This is a genomic window from Nibrella saemangeumensis, from assembly GCF_039541915.1.
Lineage (GTDB): Bacteria > Bacteroidota > Bacteroidia > Cytophagales > Spirosomataceae > Nibrella > Nibrella saemangeumensis.
This window is the reverse complement of record NZ_BAABHD010000024.1, coordinates 327340-351693: the sequence shown is the minus strand read 5'-3', so window position 1 is coordinate 351693 and position 24354 is coordinate 327340. Positions and strand designations below refer to the sequence as shown.

The window sequence follows — 24354 nt, the reverse complement described above, 5'->3', positions numbered from 1 at the left end:
AACATCAAAAAAACCGCTCTAGTGAGCGGTTTTGAGCCTGATTTGAAGGAGACTTTCGGAAAGGGAATATCAGCTATTCACGCCTTCCAGAATTTTAGCCCGGTAGTCGGAGGGTAAACAGCCGAACTGCTGCTGAAACGACTTCCGGAAATGCTTGTAATCATTGAAGCCCACTTCGTAAGCGACCTGACTCAATTTTATATTGTCCTGCAAAATAATCTGGGCGGCATTTTTGAGTTTGACCGAACGAATAAACCCGGTCAGGGAAAGGCCCGTCAGCGATTTGATTTTACGGTACAGGGTCGATTGGCTCATAAACAGATGCTCCACCATGTCCTCTATCCCGAAATCTTCATTTTGCATGTTGTCGTTCACGAGCTTAATCGCTTTGTCGATAAATACGGCGTCCAGGTCAACCTCGTTCACCTGCTGCGTGTCCGGCTCAAACCGTACCTTGTTCAGGTAGTGCTCTTGTATTTTTTTACGGTTTTCCAGAATCGTATGAATTCTGGTTTTGACGATGATGGGGTTGAACGGCTTCGTGATGTAGTCGTCGGCCCCCGTCTGTAATCCGGTAACTTCGTAGACCACCGACGAGCGGGCCGTCAGCAGAATCACCGGAATATGGGAGGTGGCAATCTGCTGCTTGATTTCCTGACAAAACGAAATTCCGTCCATTAACGGCATCATCACATCACAGATAATCAGATCGGGCAGTTCGCGGTTGGTGATGGTGAGCGCTTCCAAGCCGTTTTCTGCTTCAAGAATAGTAAAGTCATCGTTCAACAGCGATTGAAGGTAGGCCCGGATGTCTTCGTTGTCGTCTACTACCAGTAAGGTGTTCTTTTTATGCTGCTTGCTGATGTCCAGTGAATTGCTTTCCTGCCAGAGCGAACCGGCGGTGTCGGCTTCGGCTAATTCGGGTAGTGGCTCACCGGCGGCTGCTACAGCGGTGTTTTCGGCATGTAACAGCACAGTAAAGCAGGTGCCTTTTTCCAGTTCGCTCCGGACGGTAATCGCTCCCTCGTGCAGATCGACAATGTTTTTAGAGAATGCCAGCCCCAGGCCGCTGCCCACCATTTTGGCCGTTTGGGCATTTTGTACCTGATAAAATCGGTTGAAAAGATTCCGCATACTCTCTTCCGAGAGCCCAATGCCGTTATCCTCGACATCAATTGCCAGAAAATCATCTTTCCGGTACACCCTGAATTGGATAGTGCCGTGGTCAGGGGTGTATTTGAAGGCATTAGACAGCAGATTGCACAGGACAATCTCCATCTGATCGCGGTCAAAGTCTATGGGGGCTTCTTCGAGTTCGGTTTGAAAGAGATAGCTGATGTTTTTATTCCGGGCGATGGGCTGAAAGCTGAGAAAAACTTCTTTGGAGAAAGCGACAAAATCACTGTGCACCCGCTTCAGCTTCAGCAGCCCGTGCTCCGACTTGCGGAAGTCGAGCAACTGATTGATGAGGTTGAGCATCCGCTTGGCGTTCGACTCAACCAGCACCATTTTTTCGCGCAGTTTGCCGTTGAGCGTCAGATCGTCGAGTATCTCGGCTACCGGACTCATGATCAGCGTCAGGGGGGTGCGGAACTCGTGCGAAATATTGGTAAAGAAATTAATCTTCGCTTCGTTCAGGGCGTGTTCTTTTTCCTTTTCGATCTGAACGATGCGCAGATCGGCTTTCAGTCGGGCCTGCCGCACCGATATGTGCCGGACCAGCAGCAGTACGCCCAGCAGCAGACAGAAATAAAACACGAAGGCATACCAGGTCAGCCAGGGCGGTACACCCACCACAATCTTCAGTTTTTTTACCGGACTCCAGTTCTGATTGTTGCGGCTGGCCTTCACCAACAGCTCGTAGGTGCCTGCTCCCAGGCCGGTGAAGTTGATTTCATTTTTTCCACCCATATTCACCCACTGATCCTGAAACCCGCGCAACTGATAGGCATAGGTGATATTATCGGCTCCAAAGAAATCGTTGGCGGCAAAACTCAGGGAAAGATGGTTCTGCCGGTGGTTCAGGGCAATCTCATCGGTGTACTGGATAGTACGGCTCAGAATCACTTCATCGTTTACTTCTTCACCGGCTTCAATGGCCTGGTTATTGACCATCAGCTTGGTCCAGACCACCTGCGGTACGGTGAAGGCCTGACTGATTTCGTCGGGTCGGAACCGGATGATTCCGTTCGCTCCCCCAAAATACAGGTCTCCGCCGGCCCCCTTAAACGAAGACCCTATATGAAAGGAGTTGATCATCACCCCGTCTTCGCGGTCGTAGTTGACAAAGCGCCGGCTTTTGGGGTCAAAACGGGTGATCGACGTGGTGGTACTCAGCCAGAACTGCCCGGTTTTATCCTCTTCGATGGAGCAGATGAAATCGTTAGTAAGGCCGTTCCGCGCCGTATAGAGGGTATTTAACGTCAGTTTTTTATCTGTCAGCGACAGGTCGGCGAACCCAAGTGGCGTAGCCAGATAAAGGGTATTGTCTTTGATATATAAGGCGTTGATGATTACGCTGGGCAATTTGCTGGATAGCAGTTGATGGTGCGGGATAAAAGCGCCAGTAGCCCTGTCGAGCCGGTTTAAACCGGAATAGGTAGCCAGCCAGATATTCCCATGATTGTCTTCTTTGATTTGGTTGATCCGGTTATTTTCGATGAAAAAACGTCCTTTCTGCTCTTCGGAGAAAACCTGACACTTCTCCAGTTTCGGATCGTCGGCGTAGCGGGTCATTTTCAGGCCCCTCTGCTGCGAACCGATCCAGAGAATCCCCTGACTATCTAGATGAACAGCCGTGATTTTATCATTTTTAAAGGTTTGCCAGGCATTGGCAAAATTTCCGTCCTTAACAAGGTATAGACCCTGGTTGGTGCCAATAAAGAGCGTGTTCTCCTTCTCATAGATCGTATTGATACGGGTATCGGCAATTTGATTGATTTTCTCCAGTTGACCACCGGCGGTCTTGCGGTACAAACCCTCGGTGAGGCTGCCGATCAGTAATTCGCCCCGGCGGGTTTGGGAAATAGCGATTGTATTATGATCGATGGGGGAAGCCTGCCGGGAGTCGGCCATGAAGTTGAAACCCTTATTGGGGTACAGAATCAATACGCCACCGTGGGCGGTACTTAGCCAGGCAATGCCGTTTTTATCGATGTCAATATCCAGAATCATGGAATAGTTGACGTTGTTGAAGAGGCTACCCTGCGGATTGGTGTTGATTTTCTGAAAGTGCGACACCGACGAATCGCTGATAAACAGACCGTCGCCCCAACTGCCCAGCCAAACCCGGTTTTTCTGATCGATAGCGATGCTTTTGACAAACGTTGCTTCCAGATCAAGGGGCTCCTCCTGTACCTGTTGGGTGTCGAATCGAAAGCTTTGCAGGTAGACTTTTCGTCCGGTGCTGCCCACCATCCATATCTTATTCCGGATTTTGTCCTGCACCAGATCATACATGGTTTGGTTGGTGGGGAAGTCGAACAAGCGGTTTTCCGACGGGTCGTACTTGTACAGAGTATTACCGCTGATATACCAGATATTATCGTGTTCGTCGCGGATGATTTTGTAAACCGGCTCAGTTGCCGGGTGATGGGTCAGGAGTTTCCGGGCGTTTACATCCAGCACGAATACGCCTTTGTTCCACGTCCCCACCCAGATATTCCCTTTTGCGTCCTGATGTAGGGAGATAATCCGCAGGTGCCGCTGATCGCGGGTTTTCAGGACATCGTTGTAATTCCTGATCTGATTGATCTTTACGTCGAGCACCGACAGCCCTCCGCTCTTGGTGCCAATCCAGATATTGTTATCCCTGTCTTTAAAGAGCGTTTCAATATTTTCGTTGACCAACTCCGTATATTCCTGGCCGGGCCGGTAGCTTTTGAATCCGTAGCCATCGTACCGCGACACGCCCCCCTCGGTGGCAAAGTATTTGAGATTGTTGTCGTCACTGATCGTCCGGGTTACAAAATTGCTGAGCAGTCCTTTGCGAACGTCCAGGTAATCGATGACAAACTCCTCAGACCTACGGGTGTCGTTATCCTGACTCCAGGCCGGTGGAGAGAAGCAGACGCTAAGGATAAATAGCAGACGGAAGAAGGGTACGTACCTCATTGAGATAAATTGACTAAAAAATAAGACAGAACAAAGCGTAATCGGCCATTTATTGCAAAGGGCTTCTTTTCGTCTTTTTCCGAATCTTCTCTATTTCCAACTGCATACTGGTAACCAGCGCCGGGTTGTCCCCGCTCAGATTATGCTTCTCACCTATGTCGGACGACAGATTAAAAAGTTGCGGGTTGTGCTGAAATCCCCCTTCTACGCCTTTGTTTTTCATAAAATCAGGCAGACGTTTCTCCTTAGGCAACGGCTCAATATACTTCCAGTCGCCTTTGCGAAGCGAGGTCGTATAGGATTCCTCCAGCAGCCAGGTACGTCCGGGTTGGGTATGATCCAGGAGGCTCGTTAGCAGATTCTGACTGTCGATAGCCTCTTTTTCGGCCAGGGGTTGGCCGACCAAGGCGGCAAAGGACGCATACAGATCGACCTGACTAATGAGGGCGCTACTGGTGCCGGCTTTAATTTTGCCGGGCCACCAGAGGATAGTAGGCACGCGTGTACCGGCTTCGTACGCACTGTATTTACCTCCCCGGAGCGGTCCGCCGGGTTTATGGGCGCCCAGCAGTTCCATTGCCTGATCGTCATACCCGTCACTGACCACGGGCCCGTTGTCACTCGTAAATAGGACAAGGGTATTATCGGCCAGGCCCAGCTTCTTCAATTCATTCATTACCTCACCCGCCATCCAGTCCATCTGGGCAATGGCGTCGCCCCGTGGCCCCATCGTGCTTTTGCCTTTAAATCGCGGATGCGGTAAACGCGGCACGTGAATGTCGTGGTACGAGAATAACAGAAAGAAAGGCTTATCTTTTTCGGCCCGGAGAAAATCTTTTGCCTTGCTGGTCAGCACATTGGGAAACTCCTCATCTACCCATAGAGCCTTTTCGCCACCTTTCATGTAGCCAATGCGGCTTATGCCGTTAATGATGGTATTACTGTGCTGTTTGTCGGCAGCTTGCCGGAGCAAATTGGGGTTGTCGAGGCCATTGGGGTAGCCGTCAAGTTTCAGCTCATAATTGACCACAATGGGGTCATTCTTATCGGCATTCACCACCCGGTGATTTTCGACGTACACCGTCGGAACCCGGTCGCCGGTAGCGGGCAGCAGAAAACTGTAGTCAAATCCGATTTCCAGGGGACCCGGCTTTATGTCGCTATTCCAGTCAATGGACCCATTCCCCAAACCCAGGTGCCATTTACCGATTACGCCCGTCCGATAGCCGGCTTTTTGCAGCATGCCGGGCAGGGTATGGCTACCGGGCTGGATCAACAGAGGGGCATCGCCCTGTAAAATAGCCGCGTTGTTGCGGAAGGCGTGCTGGCCGGTCAGCATGGAATACCGCGATGGCGTACAGGTAGCGGAGGTAGTGTGAGCGTCGGTAAAGACGATCCCTTCTTTGGCCAGCCGGTCTACCTCCGGAGTTTTTACCCCTACTGCCCCATTGTAGCCAACGTCGCCATAGCCCAAATCATCGACATAAAAAATAACAATGTTCGGGTTGCGCCCTGTTTTTCCCCCATCCGGTTGTCTGGTATTTCCGGTAGACATGAGGCAGGCATTAACGGATAGCAGGACAACAAGCCACACCAGCACCCGGCGAAGCGACAGTAACCTTAGCGAAGACAAACACATGGATCAATCGATTAAGATCAGACGAAATACGAAAGGCAAGGTATGCGTTACAAAGTATTTTACAGGGGTGTTTTCGGTCAATAGGGGGTATGGCACGTTCAATTCAGCGCTTAAAGTTCTATCACGTATAGTCTTTACGTTAAGCAGGTGCCCCTGTTTTGTCCCCGATACCATCAGGAACAAAACAGGGGCACCTCGCTATGTAACAGGGTTTATCTTAGCGCTCCCACGGGTCAAGGCCGAGTAGTTTCCGGCCTAAGTCGTTCAGTTGAGCGGTTGGGTATCGAGTCTGCTCCCAGTTGCGGGGGTCGCCGGGGAAGGCGTAGCCCTCCGGGGCTTTCCGCTCGCGCCAGGAGGTGATGCGCCACTCCCGCAGGGCCTCGTTGTCTTCCTGGGCCGGCATCATAGAAATGTACTGGGCAATACGAACTTTGTCTTTGCTGAGGTTCGGCCGGATGCCGTGGGGCTGGGTGCTGTTGAAGATCAGCAAATCACCGGCTTCCAGTTTAACCTTCACCAGTTCGAAGCCGGTGGTATCGGGCTTGAAGTGATCGCGGTCGGCGGGCTGGGTGAGTTTCCAGGTGTCGTAGGTGCGGTATAGTTCCGGAATGCACTGGAAGCCGCCCATGTTCTCGTCGGTCTGGTCGGCCAGCGCCAGCACGCCCTGTACGTTCTGCGGCCGGGTTTCGGGATCGTAATCCCAATGGATAAAGCCCTTGAACTCGTGGCCGGGGCGCATGGGGACGTTCAGGTTGCACCGGTCGATGGTCACCCACAGCTTCTCGGTTCCCCAGATGTCGACGAAGGCGTCGTACACGCGTTGCGTCTGCCGGTTATCCCACAGGTACTGGTGGTTGTAGACTTCGACCATGCCGCTGCCGGTCAGTTCTTTCATTTTCATCTCGGCACGGGGAGGAGCATACCAGGTTTCGGGGTTGTTAGGGTCTTTTTCTTCAAACTCCCACAGGAATTTAGCGAGTCGCTCAGCCTGCTCTTTAGGCACGGCGTTTTTGATGACCACGTAGCCATTGTGGATCCAGAACTGCCAGTCTTCTTCTGACAATACCCGCAGGGGTTTACCCGCTTCGGCGGACCGATTTGATCGGTCGTTTAGTTTGATATGGCTGGAGGTTGCGGTGGAAGGGTTGCCCGGAATGTCTTTGTGAACGTTATCTGGGGTCATGGTAATGGCTTTAGCAACAGGCGCTTGCGTTTCCATAGTGTTTTGAGCTTTTGTGATTCTGAATAAGACAAAGGTAGAGGCTGGCTGGCTGCCGTTCTCACCCTATAGTGGCCATTATTTGAACAATATTGATATTTTATACAGGAATACCGAGAGAAAAAGGCTAATTTAGGGTGAACTACCAAAGGATCTCAACTTCCGAAACCGATATCCCGATCTGTTATGAAAGTCCAGCTCGAAGAAATCCGCCCCGATGCCGACAGCTCCTTCCGCCTGCTGGTGACGCCGAAGCTGCACGATTTTTTCTTCTGGCATTTTCACCCGGAGTACGAACTGGTGTATATAGAAGCCGGTGAAGGCACGCGCCACGTAGGCGAGCATATGTCCCGGTTCCAGGAAAGTGATCTGGTGCTGATCGGCCCGTACATCCCGCATCTTAACTTCGATTACGGCATCAAAACCGACTACGAGCAGTTTGTCCTCCAGATGCGCGAAGATTTCCTGAGTGGAGCCTTCAACAATATTCCCGAGTTAGCCAGCATTCACAAGCTGTTCGAGAAGGCACGGCACGGGGTGTATTTCTCTGGTGATACCAGACAGGCAATTGGTCCGCGCCTTAAACGCCTGCACATGCTGCAGCCCTATGAGCAGTTTATCGAGATTCTGAACATCTTTCAGGAGCTGGCTACATCGCCCGGTCAGGGTCTGCTGCATTCCCGGCCGGTAGAACAGTTATATAGTCAGAAAGAGCAGCAGCGGCTTAAACGGGTGTATGCGTTTATCGAAGCGCATTACCAGGACGCTATCAGTGTCGACCAGATGGCTGAGCTGACGCACCTAACCAAGGCTGCTTTCTGCCGGTATTTTAAAAAGATGACCCTGATGACCTTTACGGAGTTCCTAAACCAGTACCGCATCAGCCAGGCCAAGCGGCTGCTGTTGCTTGATAAAACGGTGACGGAAGTCTGTTTTGACTGTGGTTTTGAAAGTTTGTCGTATTTTAACCGGACGTTCAAAAAGGTGGCGGGCGAGAACCCGCTGCATTTTAAGAAGCGGCACAGACTGGTGCTGGCCGACTTTACAAGCGATAAATCCTAACCCTTACTGATATGGCAAAACAGTATTCCCGGCGGGAGTTTATCCGCCGTAATTCCCTGACCGGCCTGGGTGTTTCCTTGACGCCTTCGCTGCTGGCTAATGGCCTGACTACCATCCCGGCAAAAGAGACTAATCCCGTACCGGCACCTGCTATATTTTCTGCCTCCGATACGCCCGCCATCCTGGGGGGTAAGCCGTTACGGACTAACGAGTGGCCCACCTGGCCGATGTGGAACCCCGAAACGGATGAGAAACGGGTGCTGGAAGTGCTGCGCAGCGGCATCTGGTCGCGGGCGGGGGTAACCACGGAGTTTGAGAAAAAATGGGCGGAGACCGTGGGTGCCAAACGTTGTCTGGCCGTGGTCAATGGCACCAACGCCCTGATTGCGGCCCTGGTGCAACTGGACATTGGCGGGGGCGATGAGGTGCTGGTGCCGCCGTACACGTTTATCGCTACCGTGGCCGCCGTGCTGGCTACCGGCGCTATGCCCGTGTTTGTGGACGTTGACCCGGAAACCTTTCAGATGGACCCGGCGAAAATTGAGGCTAAGATTACCCCGCGTACCCGCGCTATTATGCCCGTGCACATCCTGGGTCTGCCGGCCGATATGACGCGCATCATGCCCATTGCCAAAAAGCATAACCTGCTGGTGGTCGAGGATGCCTGTCAGGCCTGGCTGGCGGAGATTGACCACAAAAAAGTGGGTACCTTCGGCCATGCCGGCTGCTTCAGTTTCCAGAACTCCAAAAACATACCGATGGGGGAGGGCGGGGCCATCGTCAGCGACGATGATGCCTTTATGGACCGCTGCTACTCCTATCACAACTTCGGCAATCCGTACGGCAGTGTAGTAGGCGACGTAGGGGCCGGCACGCTTATGATGGGCACCAAGCTGCGGCTGGCCGAGTACCAGGCCGCCATTGGCCTGGCGCAACTGCCGCGTTTGCAGGAACAGACCGTCCTTCGAAATAAAAATGCCAAATTCCTGAAAGCGCAGATCAGCCAGATACCCGGCATTGTGCCGTATAAGCTTTACCCCAACGTAACCCAGGCGGCCTTTCACCTGTTTCCGTTCCGGTACCAGAAAGAGGCTTTCAAAGGATTGCCCCGCGCCGACTTTCTGAAAGCGCTCAACGCCGAGGGAATCCCCTGCGCCAGCGGCTACGCACCCCTGAATAAGATGCCCTACCTGGCTCATGCCTTTCAGACCAAAAACTTCCGGCGCATGTATGCTAAGGAGCAACTGGATATTAAGAAATACAATGCGCAGAACGAGTGTCCCCAGAATGACAAATTGTGTAATGAAGAGGCTGTCTGGTTTCAGCAGAACATGCTGCTGGGTAGTCAGTCAGATATGAGCGAGATCGCTGCTGCTATCAACAAAATTTACCAGAACGCGGACAAGATCAAAAGCCTGGCGACCAAATGAGAACGATTGACCGGCTATTGCTCCTGATTTTTCTAAGTCTTACCCTGGTAGCCGGCGGCTATCCGGTTCTGGCGGGTACTGCCACCGGCTGGAGAGCGGGGGTAGCCCGCGTGGTCATCACCCCGGAGCAGCCCATGTGGTTGGCCGGGTATGCCGCCCGCACGCACCCGTCGGAGGGGAAACTGCATGACTTGTGGGCGAAGGCGCTGGTGCTGGAAGACGCCGACGGTAAGAAAGCGGTGCTGATTACGACCGATCTGGTAGGGGTTCCGCTTACGGTGTCCAACTATATCCGGGATCGATTGCAGGCCAGGTATGGCCTGACGCGCGCGCAGATCCTGCTCAATAGTTCGCATACGCATTCCGGACCGGTGCTGCAAAATGCCCTGTCGGACATCTACCCGCTGGATCAGGAGCAGTTGATGCGGATTAAGGCTTATACCGAAAAATTTCAGCAGGAGGTAGTGGCGCTGGTCGGGCGGGCGTTGCAGCATTTGGAGCCGGTGGAATTGTATTCACAGAACGGCGTGACCCGCTTTCAGGTAAATCGACGCAACAATGCCGAAGGCACCCTCGCCCGGCTGATTGAACTGAAAGGGCCCAACGACTATGCCGTGCCGGTGCTTAAGGTGGTGAACGGGAAAGGGGAATTAAAAGCCATTGCCTTTGGGTATGCCTGCCACCCGACCGTGCTGGATCTGTACCAGTGGTCCGGCGATTATCCGGGATACGCCCAGTTAGAGTTAGAGAAAGCCCATCCGGGTGTAACAGCCTTATTTTTCCAGGGTGCCGGGGCCGACCAGAATCCGCTACCCCGCCGGACCATTCCGCTGGCGCACCAGTACGGGCGAGAACTGGCGGCTGCGGTCGAGCGGGTGCTGGCGGAAGAGATGCGCAAGCTTTCCCCCCGGCTTACTACGGCTTACCAGGAAGTGAATCTTCCTCTGACCGGTCCACCGACGCGGGAGGAACTCGTCAGGCTGACGCAGGAGGCTCCGTATGACTACATGAAGCGTTGGGCGGGCCGGATGCTGCAAAACCTGGACAAAGGCGAAAAAGCCCCGGCCTCTTATCCGTATCCTTTGCAGGTCTGGCAACTGGGTGAGCAGACCGTGATGAGCCTGGGTGGCGAACTGGTCGTGCATTACGCCAATGAGTTGAAGCGGCTGTTCGGACCAGAGTTATTCGTGCTGGGGTATTCCAACAACGTGATGGCCTATATTCCGTCGGCGACCATTCTGAAAGAGGGCGGTTACGAGGGTGCTACCTCGCAGATGGTGTATGGGCTACCCGGACCCTGGGGACCCGCTGTCGAAAGCCTGATTCTGGGCGAAATGGTCAAACTGGCGGGTCAGGTGGGCGTTTCTCAACTCAAAGCTGAAAAGTAACCCCCGAACTGCATGCCTGCCTTAACCGCTTACCCGTATTACTCCGGCTTTACCTTTGCCCACGATACCTATAATGCCATTACCTGCGCCAGCGATGGCAGAATCTACTACGTCTTGTCATCAGACAGATATGATGTCGCCGGGCAAATGCATGTCTATGATCCGGCAACCGACCAGACCCGATTTCTAGCTGACCTGAGTGCGATCTGCGGGGAGGCCGGGCAGAAAGTGATTGCGCAGGGGAAAAGCCATGTCCGCTTCTACGAGCGGGCCGGCCGGCTCTATTTCGCCACGCACGTAGGTTTTTACGAACTCATTAACGGCATGGAGCGGCTGCCGCAGCAACCACCCGATGGGTATGGCCGGTACCCCGGCGGCCACTTCCTGTCGTACGATCTGGCTACGGGGGCTTTTGCCGATCTGGCCGTAGCCCCCGACGGCGAAGGTATTTTGTCTATGACCATCGACCGGGAGCGTGGCTACTTGTATGGCATCACCTGGCCTATTGGAAACCTCCTCCGGTATAATATCGAAAGCAAGGCACTACAAAACCTTGGGCCAGTTTCCGCCAGTGGTGAGGCCGGTACGCCGGGTGCCGATTACCGTACCCTGTGCCGGTCGATGTTTGTGGACCCGGCCGATGGTGCTCTCTATTTATCTACATCCGAGGGCGATATTCTGACGTATCATCCAGCGTCTTCAGGGATTCAAAAACTGGACGATGTTGACCTGCGGCTCGATTACTTCGGCCGTTACGACCCGACCCATCCCGGCAGCATGGGGTACAACTGGCGGAAGATCGTCTGGTACGCGCCGGAAGAAGTGGCCTACGGGGTTCACGGCAATTCCGGTTACCTGTTCCGATTTGATCCTCGTCGGCCGGAGCTGGAACTCGTGGAGCGGATTACCTCGGAACCCTCCCGGCGCAGTGGTATGTTCGACCAGTTCAGCTACGGGTACCTGGGTTTTCAACTGGGGCCCGACGGAGAAACGATCTACTACTTGACCGGCGGACCAATCTACGTGGATGGCCGGCGGGTGAAAGGCGAAGAGCAGATTGCCCGTGGAGCCGCCAAAGGGCTGGAGAACCTGCACCTGGTTACGTATAACATTCCAAACCGGAAGTACACCGACCACGGGGCCATTTTCTACCCGGACGGCAACCGACCTACTTATGTTAATTCGCTGGCGCTCGGCCCCGATGGTACGGTGTATACCCTGGCGCGGTTCATGCACAACGGCCGGGAAATTCAGGACCTGGTGAGAATTCCGGTTGACTACGCTTTTTAACGCAGGTGCTTAAATCCATCTTTTCATGAATTATGAAACCAGCCGCCGGGATTTTCTCCGGGCTACCAGTCTGAGCCTGGCCGGCCTGAGCGGTCTGCAATCGTCCGGTGACCTCTTTGCCAATCCAGCCGGTGCCGGTAAACCTAAACAGGTAGAACTCGCCATTGCCACCATCACCATCGATGGCTTTGGCGATATGAATTTTGAGCCATTCTTTGCACTGGCCCCCAAACTCCCTTTCAAAAATGTAGAGTTCAACTGCTGGTACGCCCGCAATCTGACGCCCGCCGGTATCCGCAGCATCAAAGAGCGCTGCCGGCAGCATAAGCTGACCCCGGTTTGCATGCAGGGCAGTTCGTTTGGTGCGTCGGGTAACATCATCAAGGATGTGACGCACAAACTCTGGAATATGGAAGCCGCCCGGCAGTTAGGCTGCAAACGGGTGAAATTCACCGGGGCCGGACGCGGATCGGAGGGTGGGCTGGATGCCGTGATCAATGTGCTTAAAGAGTTGGCACCGGCCGCCGAAGAGATGGGTATGCTGATTCTGGTGGAGAACCACGCCAATAATAACCTGGAAACCATCGAAGATTACGACCGTATCTTCAGCGCTGTTTCCTCGCCCAACGTGGGTATGTGCATGGACAACGCGCACTTCGACGGAGCTAATGTAGACCTGATGCAGGTGGTCGACCGGTTCCATTCGCGCATCCTGCACATCGACCTGAAAGATACCGAACGCAAAGGCATTCACAAGGTGGTGCGGTACGGACAGGGCGTAACTGACAATGCCGGCGTGGTGGAGCGGATGCTGGGCCACGGCTACAAAGGGTATCTGCTCATTGAGATGGCTCCTCCGCAGCATAAGGAAACGCTGGAAGAAGACCTGAAGCGGGCCTATCAGTTGTTTCAGAAATACGAACGGTAGTACCTCATCCGTAGCTTACCATCACCAGGCATAGTATGGTCAGGTATTTAACAAATTCCTTCGGCGGGTTTGCCGGTACTGTACTGGTACTGGTTACGGTCACGCTATCGTTTCGCTTCACACTCGACCCGGCCGATATGCCGCGTGTACTGGACGAGCGGCTGGAACTGTCCCTGTTTGCCGAAAACCCCGGGATTGTCACCCCCATCGGCATTGCCATCGACAGCCTGAACCGAATCTTCGTACTGGAGTCGCATACCCACCTGCCACCCAAAGATTACAAAGGGCCGACTGGAGATATTATTAAAGTGTTTGTCGATTCGAATGCCGATGGCCGGCCTGACAAAACCACTGTTTTTGCCGACGGCTTGAAAGAAGGACTGAACCTGGCCTTTTCGCCGGAAGGGCATTTGTACGCCGTGACCTCCCGCGCCGTATGGGTGCTGTACGACCGCAACGGCGACCGTGTCTGCGAGGAGAAAAAAAAGGTGCTGGAATTGGTCGAACCGGCTTCGGTGTATGCCCATGCCGCTCTGCTGGGGATTACCTTCTCACCCGATGGCTGGATGTATGTTTCGCGGGGGAATACCGGCGGACAGGCCTGGAAACTGGTCGGCACCGATGGTTCATCGGTGAGCGGCTACGGCGATGGCGGCAACATCGTTCGGTCGCGGCCCGACGGGGCCCGGCTGGAGGAAGTCGCCACCGGCTTCTGGAACCCGATGGACCTGAAATTCGACGGCAAAGGCCACCTGCTGGCGGCCGACAACGATCCGGACAGCCGCGGCCCAAACCGGCTGGTGCATGTCGTACCGGGTGGAGACTATGGCTACAAATCCCTTTACGGCGGCAGCGGCATTCATCCGTACCTGGCCTGGAACGGCGAACGACCCGGCACATTACCCTACGGGGTCGGGCTCGGGGAAGCCCCATCCGGATTGCTGGCTGCCGGTCTGGCGGCTCTGCCACCCGACTATCGGGGGCAGATGCTGGCTACCATTTGGGAGGAAAGCCGTATCGTCCGGATCAATCTGACGGCCAAAGGCGCATCATTAACTGGCTATACTCAAGTCATTGTTGAGGGCGGGCAGACGTTCCGGCCGGTTGCCTTTGCCACAGATCGGAACGGGGCCATCTACTTTACGGACTGGGTACTGCGCAACTACCCTAACCACGGCAAAGGCCGGATATGGAGACTGACCACCCGCAAAGGCATTGCGGTAGAGAAACCGCAGCCCATGTATGCGCCCGTAGGGCCGGATGCCGCCGTTGAGGTCCTGAACAGGCTGTACAACCAAAGTTCACCTGCCGAGATTAGTCAGCTTCATACGGCCTTACAGGCGAAAGACCCGTTTCTGCGTCATGCGGCTACAGTAGCGCTGGCCCGTCCGGCTTTCCGGCAACAGGCTATTGACGCGACCAGAGATGCCAGTCCCCTGGTTCGGCTGGGGGCAATGGTAGCGTTGCAGCGCTCGGGCTACCAACCCGCGGAACCCCTTGTGCGCCGGTTGCTGACCGATCCCGATGCCCAGGTGCGGCAACGGGCGTTGCAGTGGGTCGGGGAAGCCGGCCTGCAAGAGGCCCGAGCGGATCTGGATAAAGCGCTTACCGCCGGACCGGCAAACCCGGCCTTATTTGAAACCTACCTGGAGACCGTTGCTCATCTTTCGTCGGCGTTTATTGATGCGTACCGGAACCGGTCTGAGGCTTATGCCAAGTCAATAAAACGCCCGCTGCCGCACCAGTTTGTCGAAAACTTTGTCGCCGATCCGTCGCGACCTGCCGTGTTGCGGGCAATGGCGATCCGGTACCTGCCCAGGCCAGCCGAACAGGTTTGGCTACTGACCCAGTTACTGACTAAAGAACAGCACCCACAGATCCGGCTGGAGGCAATCAGGGCCTTGGCTGGCGTACCCGATCAGGCTGCAGGGCGCTCGTTGCTGGCGACGGCCACCAACCCGAAGAACCCCGTTTCCCTCCGGGCAGAAGCATTACTAGCTTTAGCCCGTCAGCCGGCGGAGGTTTCAGCCAGCGTGCGGCCGCTACTCAATGATCCGAATCCGGAGATTCAGCTCGAAGCGGTGCGTTACCTGCGAACACGCCTGTCTGATTCCGAGGCTCAGAGGGTTCTCCGGCCACGGTATGCTTTGCAGAAAGGAGGAGGTGAGGAGCCGCTCCGCCAGCAACTGGCCCTTGCATTATCGCCGGCGGATGCCGGTCATAAACTGTCCCACCGTCCGGCCTCGCTGGCGGAGTGGCAGACTATACTGGCAACGGGGGGCGATGCCCAGCGGGGGCAGCGGGTATTTTATTCGGTACAGGCCGTGTGCTCGTCCTGCCATGCGGTGCAGGGCCGGGGTGGCGACCTGGGCCCGGACCTATCGAACGTAGGGCAGTCGAAATCCCGGACCCAACTGGTTCAGGCTATTCTGCGGCCGTCGAAGGAGATCAGCCCGGAGTGGCAAGGCTGGTATATTCGCCTGAAGAATGGCGTAGAACACCAGGGGCGGCAGATTGATGTGGGCGAAAAGCAAATAGAACTCTACACGCAGGCGGCCGGCTTTGTCACGTTCGCCAAAAACGACATCCAGGATTACGGCATGAGTAAGACCTCGCTCATGCCCGACGGCCTGGAACAGCAACTCACCATCAGCGATCTCCGCGACCTGCTGGCATTTTTACAGGCGAAAAAATAAAAGTCATATGAGTACGTAGAGTTTTTGTATATTTGTACGTACAAAATTGTTCATTATGGATACAAAGCTGACGTTGAAGCTGAATGATGAGGTTATCGAAAAGGCAAAGCGGTATGCCGCTTCCCGAAAGACAAGTCTGTCCCGCCTGGTTGAAAATTACCTGAAGTCGTTAACGGGCAGGGAGCTACCGGATGATATTGAGGAGATAGAAATTTCGGCTTTCGTGAAAAGTATGGCTACCGGTACATCCATTCCGGCGGATATTGATCTCCGGAAAGAATACGGAGCTTACCTGACGGAAAAATACTCGTGAACGATAAACTATTCCTGGACACCAACATCATTCTGGATCTGCTGGGGTGCCGGGTACCTTACTACCAGGCTATCGCTAAAATTGCCACACTGGCTGAGCGAGGAGATGTACAACTGACCGCTTCGGCGCTTTCGTTCGCTACGGTACACTATTTCCTGGCCACGTTTGACGGCAGTTCTGTTGCCAGGGAGAAACTCCGGAAATTCAAGATTATCTGCAGCGTTATTGCGGTGAATGATGCCATCGTGGAAAAAGGGTTAAGCTCTACCTTCACAGACTTTGAAGATTCACTACAGTACTACTGTGCTCTACAGGACAACGCCACCATTTTGCTCACCAGAAATGCCAAAGATTTCAAGGAATCAGTTCTGTCTGTTCTGACGGCCGAGGAATATCTGGTCAGTATCGGTAAGAAGTAACGGGCTCAGTTGCGCCGGGTCGTTCTCTGCATTACTTTAGGCGTTTGCATCTCCTAAACCTGATCCATTCATGCACCGAAGAACTTTTGTCGGAGTTGGCGCAGCCTCACTCGGTCTGCTGCCGCTGCTGCCAACATTTACCTTTGCCGATCCGCAGCCAGTTGCCAAAGAATCTAAACCTGCCTGGCTGCTGGAACTGATCAAACTCAACGACCAGCACCTGAGTCAGTCCCGAACCTATCGCATTACGGAACCCGGTAACCCGGCGTTTGGGGGATTCATTGACGGAGACGATATACCCAATCCGCATTCGACGACCGGATTTGTCCGACAGGCGGCCTGTTCAATAGCCTGCCCGGAATCCAGCTTCTACCGGTCCAAAGAACTGCTCGCCGAAGTGGGACCGGCGGTACAAGCCCTGCTGAAGATGCAACATGACGACGGGACCATCGACCTGCTATCGACCAACTTCCACTCAACTCCGGATACCGGCTTTCTGGTGAAACGACTGGTACCAGCCTATACCCTGCTGGAGCGCTCGGGCACACCCGGTCGGGAGCCGGTGCTGGCCGCGCTGAAAACGTTTCTGCTGCGGGGGGGCGAAGCCCTGTCGGCCGGCGGTATCCACACGCCCAATCACCGCTGGGTGGTGTGCGCAGCCCTGACCAAACTCCAGGAGCGCTGGCCCAACCCCCGGTACCTCAACCGGATTGAAGAGTGGCTGAGCGAACACATTGATATGGACGCCGACGGGCAATACAATGAGCGGAGTACGCTGATTTATTCTCCCCTGACGAACCGCCTGCTGATTACCATCGCCAAAGGGCTGAACAAACCGGAGCTGCTGGGCTATGTTCGCCGTAACCTGGCCATGACCCTCTATTACCTCCACCCGAACGGGGAGGTGGTGACCGAGGCCTCCGGTCGGCAGGACAAAGCCCTCGTCGGTACGCCAGAAGGGTATTATTACGCCTGCCGGTACATGGCTTTGTTGGACAAGGACGGGCAAATGGCGGCCATGTGCCGGCTGATTGAGCAGAACGGTTTGCCCAAACTGGTTGGTTTTCTGGATTACTTCCTGGAAGATCCTGCTTTCTGGAATGAGTTACCGGCAGCCAGCCCATTACCGACAAATTATGTCAAAGAGTTCAGCCGGTCAGGATTGGTACGGATTCGGCGCGGAAACTGGGACAGTACCATTCTGTCGGCCAATCCGGTCTGGCTGACGTTCTCCAGGGGCAAAGCCATGTTGCAGGGTATGCGGGTGGCCGCTTCGTTTTTCGGGAAAGGGCAGTTTCAAACCGAGAAGATTACCCGGGAGGGGAATAGCTGGGTGCTGACGCAGTCGCTGGACGGCCCTTATTTTCAACCCTTCTCCAAAGAGAACATAGCCGAAGATGGCGACTGGGAAAAGATGCCCCGCGATAAGCGCCGGCAGAGCGAAGTCCAGCGGCTCGACTCGAAGGTGACGCTTACCGAAACGGCCGATGGTATGGAGGTGCAGATTGCGCTGACCGGCACCGATGGCGTACCGGTCGCCCTGGAGCTGATCTTCCGGCCGGGCGGCTCGTTCACCGGCGTTTTGCCCCACCCGACGCGGGACAAAGCCTTTTTGCTTAAGGAATCGGCTGGTACCTACGCCTTTCAGGGCGATACCATTACGTTTGGGCCGGGTCTGGCACAGCACAAAAATGTACAACTGCGCGGAGCCTTACCGGCCATGGATGCGCCCACCGTTTACCTGACCGGGTTTACCCCCTTCCGGCACACCATCCGGTTGTCCTGAACGAGCAAAAAAGAACCTCGCCCGTTTCGCAGCTACAGGCGACGACGAGCGAGGTTCAGGGTTATATCGATCGGTTATCAGAAGTTGGCAGCGGTAGACCGGGGGTCTTTAACCCGGACCGGATGGTCCTCCAGTTGAGCGTAGCTCAGCTTCCAGGTGTTATCATCCGCTTTTTTCCAGATCAGGACAAAGTTACCTTCGCCCATACCGCGTGGCTGATCCTGCGTTTCCGGTAAAACGTCTACCGAAAAGGTACCAGCCTCGTAAGCGATCTTGCTGTCGGCGGCTGAGGTAACTACACTGGTCTTGAGGTTATTTATGGTCGGGAGCGTTTCTTCTACCCATTTGCGGGAAACCTCCGACTTACCGGTGTAGTGCGCTTCTCCCTGCAGGAAATGCACATCGTCGGCCAGAAAAGAATTTACCTTACTGGCATCTTTGCTATTCCAGGCGCTGATAAATTGCTGATTCAGCTCCTGAACATTGGCGGTATCGTTGCCCGGTTTGGCACAGGCGCTAAGCAGCCCGGCCACCGCTATTGCTTGAATGAATGCTTTCATAGGTGTAAAAGGTTGAATGGTTACCAGCTTTTCCGACGAACTTCCAGGGTGCTGTACGGTTTCGACGGGTCGCCGAGGTAGGGGTTCGGCAGGTAGCCCATACCGATGATGTAATCAGCCTGGCTTTCCGGTGCGTATACGCCTGTCCCTTGGCTGGCGGCAAATCCAGCTGCAGCGGCTCCGGCGGCCACGGCAATGCCACTGGCTCTACGCGTCGACGATGGTGCGGTACGGGTCGCGGTTGAAGCCCGGTTAGCCGTCCGGTATTCACGGTTCTGCGCTTTTTCCCAGTTGGCAGAGGCTACACGCTCCGCTTCACGGGCTTTGTTCTTCTTGTCAATTTTTTTACCGATGGCGTATCCGGCAGCCCCGCCGGCTATACCACCAACAACACCCCCCAAAGCCCTATTCTTCTTATACAAGACAGCACCCGCAGCGGCACCGGTACCGGCACCAATGGCTACGCCTTTCGCCTGCGGATTCCATTTCTTTTTCGGCTGCTTACCGACTGCATAGCCGGTAGCGCCACCCACCACCCCGCCGACGACCCCGCCGACAACCCGGTTCTTTTTGTTCAGGGCGGCTCCGGCCGCAGCGCCAATGCCTGTACCAATGATGGTACCTTTAGCCTGACGGCTCAGATTGTTCTCGGTCTGGGCCTTAACTGGGCTCCCGATCATCAGAGAGGCCAGCAAAACAGAAGTGAAAATATGCCCTATCGTTTTCATGGTATTTCACGTTTAATTAAAACTCTAAATCAACTTTCCTGCCAGAATCTGGAAAATGCCGCCTGAAAGCCGGTGACCGGATTCTTCTTTCGTTGTTTGTGGGTTAGATAGCAGACAATTCTATAGGTTTAATGGATTGTATAATTTTATGCGAATTTTTAAATAAGTGTGGCTTTTTTCTGTAATTCTGTGGAGTATACACCTCAGTGCAGGGCAGCGGCCAGGTCTTGATTAAGAAGCTCCCGGGATTTCTGTCCAGCGGCTCACTGACCGGAATAGGTATTCTGGGGAGGTAAGACACGGATGTCACGCTCTATTTCCCGGACCTCAACGTACACGGCATAGTCGGCGGGTCTGATCCGCAGCCCGTGGTGTTCGGCATATGCCCTGGTGAATTCGGCACCCAGGTAGAGCAGCACGGCCGAATAGTAGATCCACACCAGAATAATGACGATGGAGCCGGCCGCGCCAAAGGCGGAAGCCGTGCCGGTGGTCTCAATGTATAAGGCGATCAGGTAGCGGCCGCCCATGAACAACAGCGCCGTAAAAAAAGCCCCCCACTGTACATCCTTCCAGGCGATCTTAACGTCCGGCAGAAATTTGAAAATGATGCCGAACAAGAGCATGGTTACCCCGAAACTGATCACCAGGTTAAGAAGATTGACCACCCAGATGGTGACTTGTGGGAAATACTGGCTGAGCAGGCCGCTTAAGGCGGCAACGAGTCCGTTGATGATCAACGATACCAGCAGCAGAAAGCCCAGACTAATGATGAGCGAAAATGAGCGCAGCCGGTCTTTGAGCAATTTCAGCCATCCGCGCCGGGGTTTGGGCTTTACCCGCCAGATCAGGTTGATGGAATCCTGAATTTCGATAAAGACGGACGTAGCCCCCGCCAGCAGGGCAATACCGCCCGTAACGACTGCCGTGGTCGTTTGCCCCGACAGTTTAACGTTTTTAATCATCTCCTGGAGCTGCAGCGCGGCCTCGTCGCCCATAAACTCGTTGATCTGGTGAAATATCTTTCCCTCAATTGCCTGGTCACCGTAGAGCAGGCTAACCATGGAGATAACCAGCAGCAGCAACGGAGAGAGCGAAAAAACGGTGTAGTAAGCCAGCGCAGCGCTGAGTTTCATGACCCGGTCGTTGGAGAAACCGGAAAATGTGGCCTGTAAAATCGACCATAGCGTTTTAAACGCATCTGTCAGGGAGGGTTTGTTCATGGCCGTGCAGTGTTCTGGTAAGCGGATAAAGCAGGGCTGGTAAAGGTGACCCCGCCGGATTTATCGGACTTGCATTGATCCGGTTCTACAATAACAACTGATTTACGGCCTTTTGGGATTGAAGGTTCTATTGTGAGCCTATTGGTTATACCCATCAACAGTTCTCCTCTGCGTATTTCCGTCGGTAACCTTTTTTTATAAAAAAAGGCACAGATTGTGGCGAGTGTATTTTTTTGTAGGCTCTGGTTTTTATTTTTGTATAGCTAATCTATATAGTATTCATTTATATAGGATGACGTATTAATATAGAGGACGTTGATTACTGGAAACCGTAACTGAAAACTTGTACTTTACTGTATGTTTAAACTTCTTCAATCGCAGGAGGCTTATCTACTTCTCATGCTTATCTCAAAACCTGTCTGGTTCTATTTCTCCGGCAAGTACACCGCCACTTTTTTTACCGAATACACCCTGCTCCGCGTTTTTGGTGAGCGTATGGATTCCATCACGGCGCTGTTGTGGGCCATTATGTGGGCCTGCTTCTTTGTTGCCTGCTAATGGCGTGACGGTCTGGTACCACCTGGGTTTAGGCTATCATTTGCCTTCATTCCGTCAAATAGATAATGCGCCGAAAATGCAACGGGGTCACGGTGAATCGTTATTTTAGAGGCTGATTTAAGCGCTAAGTGGTACTATTCAGACGCTATTAATACTCTTTGCCTGACCCTATGGATCGTGTCTCGTCCCCGTCCGCTTCGCCGGAGGTTATGAACGTTCGCTTTTTTGAAGCTACTCCCGGCATCAGTGTCGTTTTACGGCCTGATGCACCGGTGTTTACGCTCGTAGCTGTAAGCAACGATTTTATCCGCGAATCGGGCATGAAGCGGGAAGACGTAATTGGGAAAGGGCATTTTGAGGTATTCCCCAAAAGTCCGGATGATCCTCATTTTACCGGCGAGCAGAATCTGAAGGCTTCCTTTGATTACATCATCCGGCACAGACAGTCTCACGATATACCCGCTCAGCGGTACGATGTACCAATGGGCGATGGAACCTTTAGTCAGCGGTACTGGAAAATTCGGAATGCCCCGGTCTTAAGTGAGGCAGGTGAGGTGCAGTATATTATCCATTCCGCCACAGACATTACCAGTCAGATCAAAGCGGAGCATAAGGCGGAAGCTGCCAGGGGGCTTGAGCAAACCTATAATTTTTTCATAAATGCCCCGGTCATCATCGGATTTGTCCGGGGAGATACCTATGTGGTGGAACTGGCCAATGAAAGCCTGTTGGAAGTGTGGGGCAGAACCAGCGACGTTATTGGTAAGCCGTTGCTGATAGCCATACCGGAACTGGAGGGCCAAGGCTTTATTGAACTGCTGGATCAGGTTCGCAAGACCGGCGAACCTTATTACGCCTACGAAGCACCGATTACCCTGTACCGCCGGGGAAAACCCGAGGTGTTTTACTTCGACTTTGTGTATCAACCTTATTACGAGAGCGAAACAGAAGAAGTGGCAAGTGGCGTCATTTCCGTAGGGCATGATGTGACCGAGCAGGTACTCGCCCGGAAAAAGATCCAGGAGAGTGAAGAGAAGTACCGCAGTCTGTTCGAGTCAATGGACCAGGGCTTTTGTGTGCTGGAAATGCTTTTTGACGATGAAAATAAGCCGCTGGACTATCGTTTTCTGGAAGTAAACCCCGTTTTTGAGAAGCAGACAGGCCTGCAGAACGCCGTCGGAAAAACCGCCCGTGAACTGGTGCCGGATCTGGAAGCCCACTGGTTCGAGCTGTACGGGAATGTGGCTTTGACCGGCAAGTCGGTCCGCTTTACGGAAGGATCCCAGGCTATGGGCCGGTGGTTCGATGTGGCTGCGTTCCGGATTGGCGACCACACAAGCCGGAAAGTAGCCCTGCTTTTCACGAATATTACAGAGCAAAAGCAGGTGGAAGAAGCCCTGAAGCAAAGCGAAGAGCAGTTCCGGACACTGGCCAATTCTATTTTTCAGCTGGCCTGGATGGCCGATCCCAGCGGCTGGATACACTGGTACAACGACCGCTGGTATAGTTATACCGGCACTACCCTGGACGAGATGAAAGGCTGGGGTTGGGAAAAGGTGCATCACCCGGACCATATCGAGCGGGTCGTAACGTTTGTGAAAGAAGCCTGGCGCAAAGGGGAACCCTGGGAGCTTACCTTTCCCTTGCGCGGCCATGATGGCACCTACCGCTGGTTTCTGACCCGGTCTTATCCGGTTAAGGATGAGCAGGGGAGGGTTACTCAATGGATTGGCACCAATACCGACATTGATGCGCAGAAACAGGCCGAAGGGCTGCTGGAGGAAAAAGTGAGGGAACGCACCCAGGCGCTGGAACAGAAGAACAGAGAACTGGAGCAGTTTGCCTACGTGTCGCACCATGACCTGAAGGAGCCGATCCGAAAAATCATGCTGTTTAGCGAAATGGTAAAGGCCGAAAGCTATGCTCAACTGTCGGAGGCTTCCCAGCACCGGCTGGACCGGGTAATCGACGCAGCCCAGCGGATGAGTACAGCCCTGAAAGACATCCTGGATTTTGCCAGCCTGACCAAAACGGAGCCCTTTTCCGCCGTGGATCTGACGGAGGTACTGGTATCCGTGAGAACCGATCTGGAGCTGGTGATCGCCGAAAAGCAGGCCCGGCTGGTGGTGACCGACCTGCCCGTGCTGAGAGCCGTGCCGGGACAAATGCACCAGTTGTTTTACAATCTGGTGAGCAATGCCCTGAAGTTCTCTAAACCCGACCTGCCCCCGACCATTACCGTTGAAAGCCGGCTCATTGATGCGTCGGAAGCTGGCCGGCCGCCGGGCCTGGAGACCGGCCGCACCTATTACCAGATCACCGTGCGGGACAACGGCATCGGCTTTACGCCCGATAATGCCGAAAAGATTTTTGTGATGTTTCAGCGCCTGCACAACCGGAAAGCCTACTCGGGCACCGGCATCGGACTGGCCCTGGCCAAAAAGGTAGTAACCAACCACGGCGGAACCATCTGGGCCGAAGGTCAGCTTGGCGAGGGAGCCACCTTCCAGATCCTGCTGCCGGCCAGTTGACCCCGGCACACATGGTGTTTTTCGCCAAATGCTTCAATCAGCGCACCATCAGGTGACCCGCGTCGGATTTAGTCGGCAGCTTTTTCGGGTTGGGCGAGATAAAGATCGTCAGCCACGTCCGGCGCGCCATACGGAAGAAGTATGGCGTCAGGAGTACCAGGGCGGGCAGCAACCCCATTAAATAGTAGTCCAGATACAGGTTGAACCCCTGAACGAGCACAAAAAAAGTCAGCAGGATAAACGCCGTGTAGAAGGCGTAACTGACAAACATTGATCCCCAGTAAAAGCCCGGCTCCGGCACGAAGTTCTCCTGGCAATGCGGACAGTGGTCGTGCATCTGGTCGAAGCGAAGAGAGAACGCACTGTTGGTGACGAAGAAATCGCCCTGATGACAACGGGGGCATTTATTGAATACGATGCTGTATAATCGGCTGTTGGTTACCATAGCTACGCAATTTTTATGATACAAAT

The 24354-nt window shown here is 54.1% G+C and carries 18 protein-coding genes; 11 read left to right on the top strand and 7 right to left on the bottom strand.

Annotated features, from left to right (window positions below; translation table 11 throughout):
• Nucleotides 1-69 precede the first annotated feature (69 nt).
• From ABD949_RS11465 to ABD949_RS11455, 3 genes are all read right to left on the bottom strand, one after another.
• On the bottom strand, nt 70-4113 hold the full coding sequence (locus ABD949_RS11465; RefSeq protein ID WP_345243547.1) for a two-component regulator propeller domain-containing protein: 4044 nt from the start codon (nt 4111-4113) through the stop codon (nt 70-72).
• A gap of 49 nt (nt 4114-4162) precedes the next feature.
• Entirely contained in the window at nt 4163-5752 is a 1590-nt protein-coding gene (locus ABD949_RS11460) for a sulfatase family protein (RefSeq protein ID WP_345243545.1), read from the bottom strand.
• A gap of 217 nt (nt 5753-5969) precedes the next feature.
• Nucleotides 5970-6971, bottom strand: coding sequence for a phytanoyl-CoA dioxygenase family protein (locus ABD949_RS11455; protein WP_345243544.1), 1002 nt, complete (start codon nt 6969-6971; stop codon nt 5970-5972).
• Between the two features lie 186 nt (nt 6972-7157).
• On the opposite strand from ABD949_RS11455, the gene ABD949_RS11450 reads away from it, so the two are divergent.
• The 9 genes from ABD949_RS11450 to ABD949_RS11410 all read left to right on the top strand — a co-directional run bounded on the left by ABD949_RS11450 (nt 7158) and on the right by ABD949_RS11410 (nt 18283).
• On the top strand, nt 7158-8033 hold the full coding sequence (locus ABD949_RS11450) for a helix-turn-helix domain-containing protein (protein ID WP_345243543.1): 876 nt from the start codon (nt 7158-7160) through the stop codon (nt 8031-8033).
• A gap of 11 nt (nt 8034-8044) precedes the next feature.
• Entirely contained in the window at nt 8045-9463 is a 1419-nt protein-coding gene (locus tag ABD949_RS11445; RefSeq protein WP_345243541.1) for a DegT/DnrJ/EryC1/StrS family aminotransferase, read from the top strand.
• Nucleotides 9460-10851 (top strand): neutral/alkaline non-lysosomal ceramidase N-terminal domain-containing protein, encoded by a 1392-nt coding sequence (locus ABD949_RS11440; RefSeq protein ID WP_345243539.1) that lies wholly within the window; start codon nt 9460-9462, stop codon nt 10849-10851. The genes ABD949_RS11445 and ABD949_RS11440 overlap by 4 nt, the downstream gene beginning before the upstream one ends.
• Before the next feature lie 12 nt (nt 10852-10863).
• Nucleotides 10864-12141, top strand: coding sequence for a hypothetical protein (locus tag ABD949_RS11435; RefSeq protein ID WP_345243537.1), 1278 nt, complete (start codon nt 10864-10866; stop codon nt 12139-12141).
• A 25-nt stretch (nt 12142-12166) separates the two neighbouring features.
• Nucleotides 12167-13069, top strand: a complete 903-nt coding sequence (locus tag ABD949_RS11430; RefSeq protein ID WP_345243535.1) for a sugar phosphate isomerase/epimerase family protein — start codon at nt 12167-12169, stop codon at nt 13067-13069.
• Between the two features lie 35 nt (nt 13070-13104).
• The gene (locus ABD949_RS11425) at nt 13105-15765 is read left to right on the top strand and encodes a PVC-type heme-binding CxxCH protein (protein WP_345243534.1); all 2661 of its coding nucleotides are present in this window, start codon (nt 13105-13107) and stop codon (nt 15763-15765) included.
• A 55-nt stretch (nt 15766-15820) separates the two neighbouring features.
• Nucleotides 15821-16078, top strand: coding sequence for a DUF6364 family protein (locus tag ABD949_RS11420; RefSeq protein ID WP_345243533.1), 258 nt, complete (start codon nt 15821-15823; stop codon nt 16076-16078).
• Complete coding sequence (locus ABD949_RS11415; RefSeq protein WP_345243532.1) at nt 16075-16497, top strand: type II toxin-antitoxin system VapC family toxin; 423 nt, start codon at nt 16075-16077, stop codon at nt 16495-16497. Before ABD949_RS11420 ends, ABD949_RS11415 begins: the two co-directional genes overlap by 4 nt.
• A gap of 70 nt (nt 16498-16567) precedes the next feature.
• The gene (locus tag ABD949_RS11410) at nt 16568-18283 is read left to right on the top strand and encodes a hypothetical protein (RefSeq protein ID WP_345243531.1); all 1716 of its coding nucleotides are present in this window, start codon (nt 16568-16570) and stop codon (nt 18281-18283) included.
• Between the two features lie 77 nt (nt 18284-18360).
• Here ABD949_RS11410 and ABD949_RS11405 read toward each other — a convergent pair whose 3' ends face one another.
• From ABD949_RS11405 to ABD949_RS11395, 3 genes are all read right to left on the bottom strand, one after another.
• Entirely contained in the window at nt 18361-18843 is a 483-nt protein-coding gene (locus tag ABD949_RS11405) for a YybH family protein (protein ID WP_345243529.1), read from the bottom strand.
• A 20-nt stretch (nt 18844-18863) separates the two neighbouring features.
• Entirely contained in the window at nt 18864-19571 is a 708-nt protein-coding gene (locus ABD949_RS11400) for a YMGG-like glycine zipper-containing protein (protein WP_345243527.1), read from the bottom strand.
• Nucleotides 19572-19834: 263 nt separating this feature from the next.
• On the bottom strand, nt 19835-20794 hold the full coding sequence (locus ABD949_RS11395) for a YihY/virulence factor BrkB family protein (RefSeq protein WP_345243525.1): 960 nt from the start codon (nt 20792-20794) through the stop codon (nt 19835-19837).
• 357 nt (nt 20795-21151) lie between these two features.
• Here ABD949_RS11395 and ABD949_RS11390 point away from each other — a divergent pair, with 357 nt between their 5' ends.
• Together ABD949_RS11390 and ABD949_RS11385 are read left to right on the top strand one after the other, a co-directional pair.
• Nucleotides 21152-21352: a hypothetical protein gene (locus ABD949_RS11390; RefSeq protein ID WP_345243523.1), complete on the top strand. Its 201-nt coding sequence runs from the start codon at nt 21152-21154 to the stop codon at nt 21350-21352.
• 170 nt (nt 21353-21522) lie between these two features.
• Nucleotides 21523-23883: a PAS domain S-box protein gene (locus ABD949_RS11385; protein ID WP_345243521.1), complete on the top strand. Its 2361-nt coding sequence runs from the start codon at nt 21523-21525 to the stop codon at nt 23881-23883.
• A gap of 37 nt (nt 23884-23920) precedes the next feature.
• Here the strand turns inward: ABD949_RS11385 and ABD949_RS11380 are convergent, their stop codons facing one another.
• Nucleotides 23921-24328, bottom strand: a complete 408-nt coding sequence (locus ABD949_RS11380) for a DUF983 domain-containing protein (protein WP_345243520.1) — start codon at nt 24326-24328, stop codon at nt 23921-23923.
• Between the last annotated feature and the right edge of the window lie 26 nt (nt 24329-24354).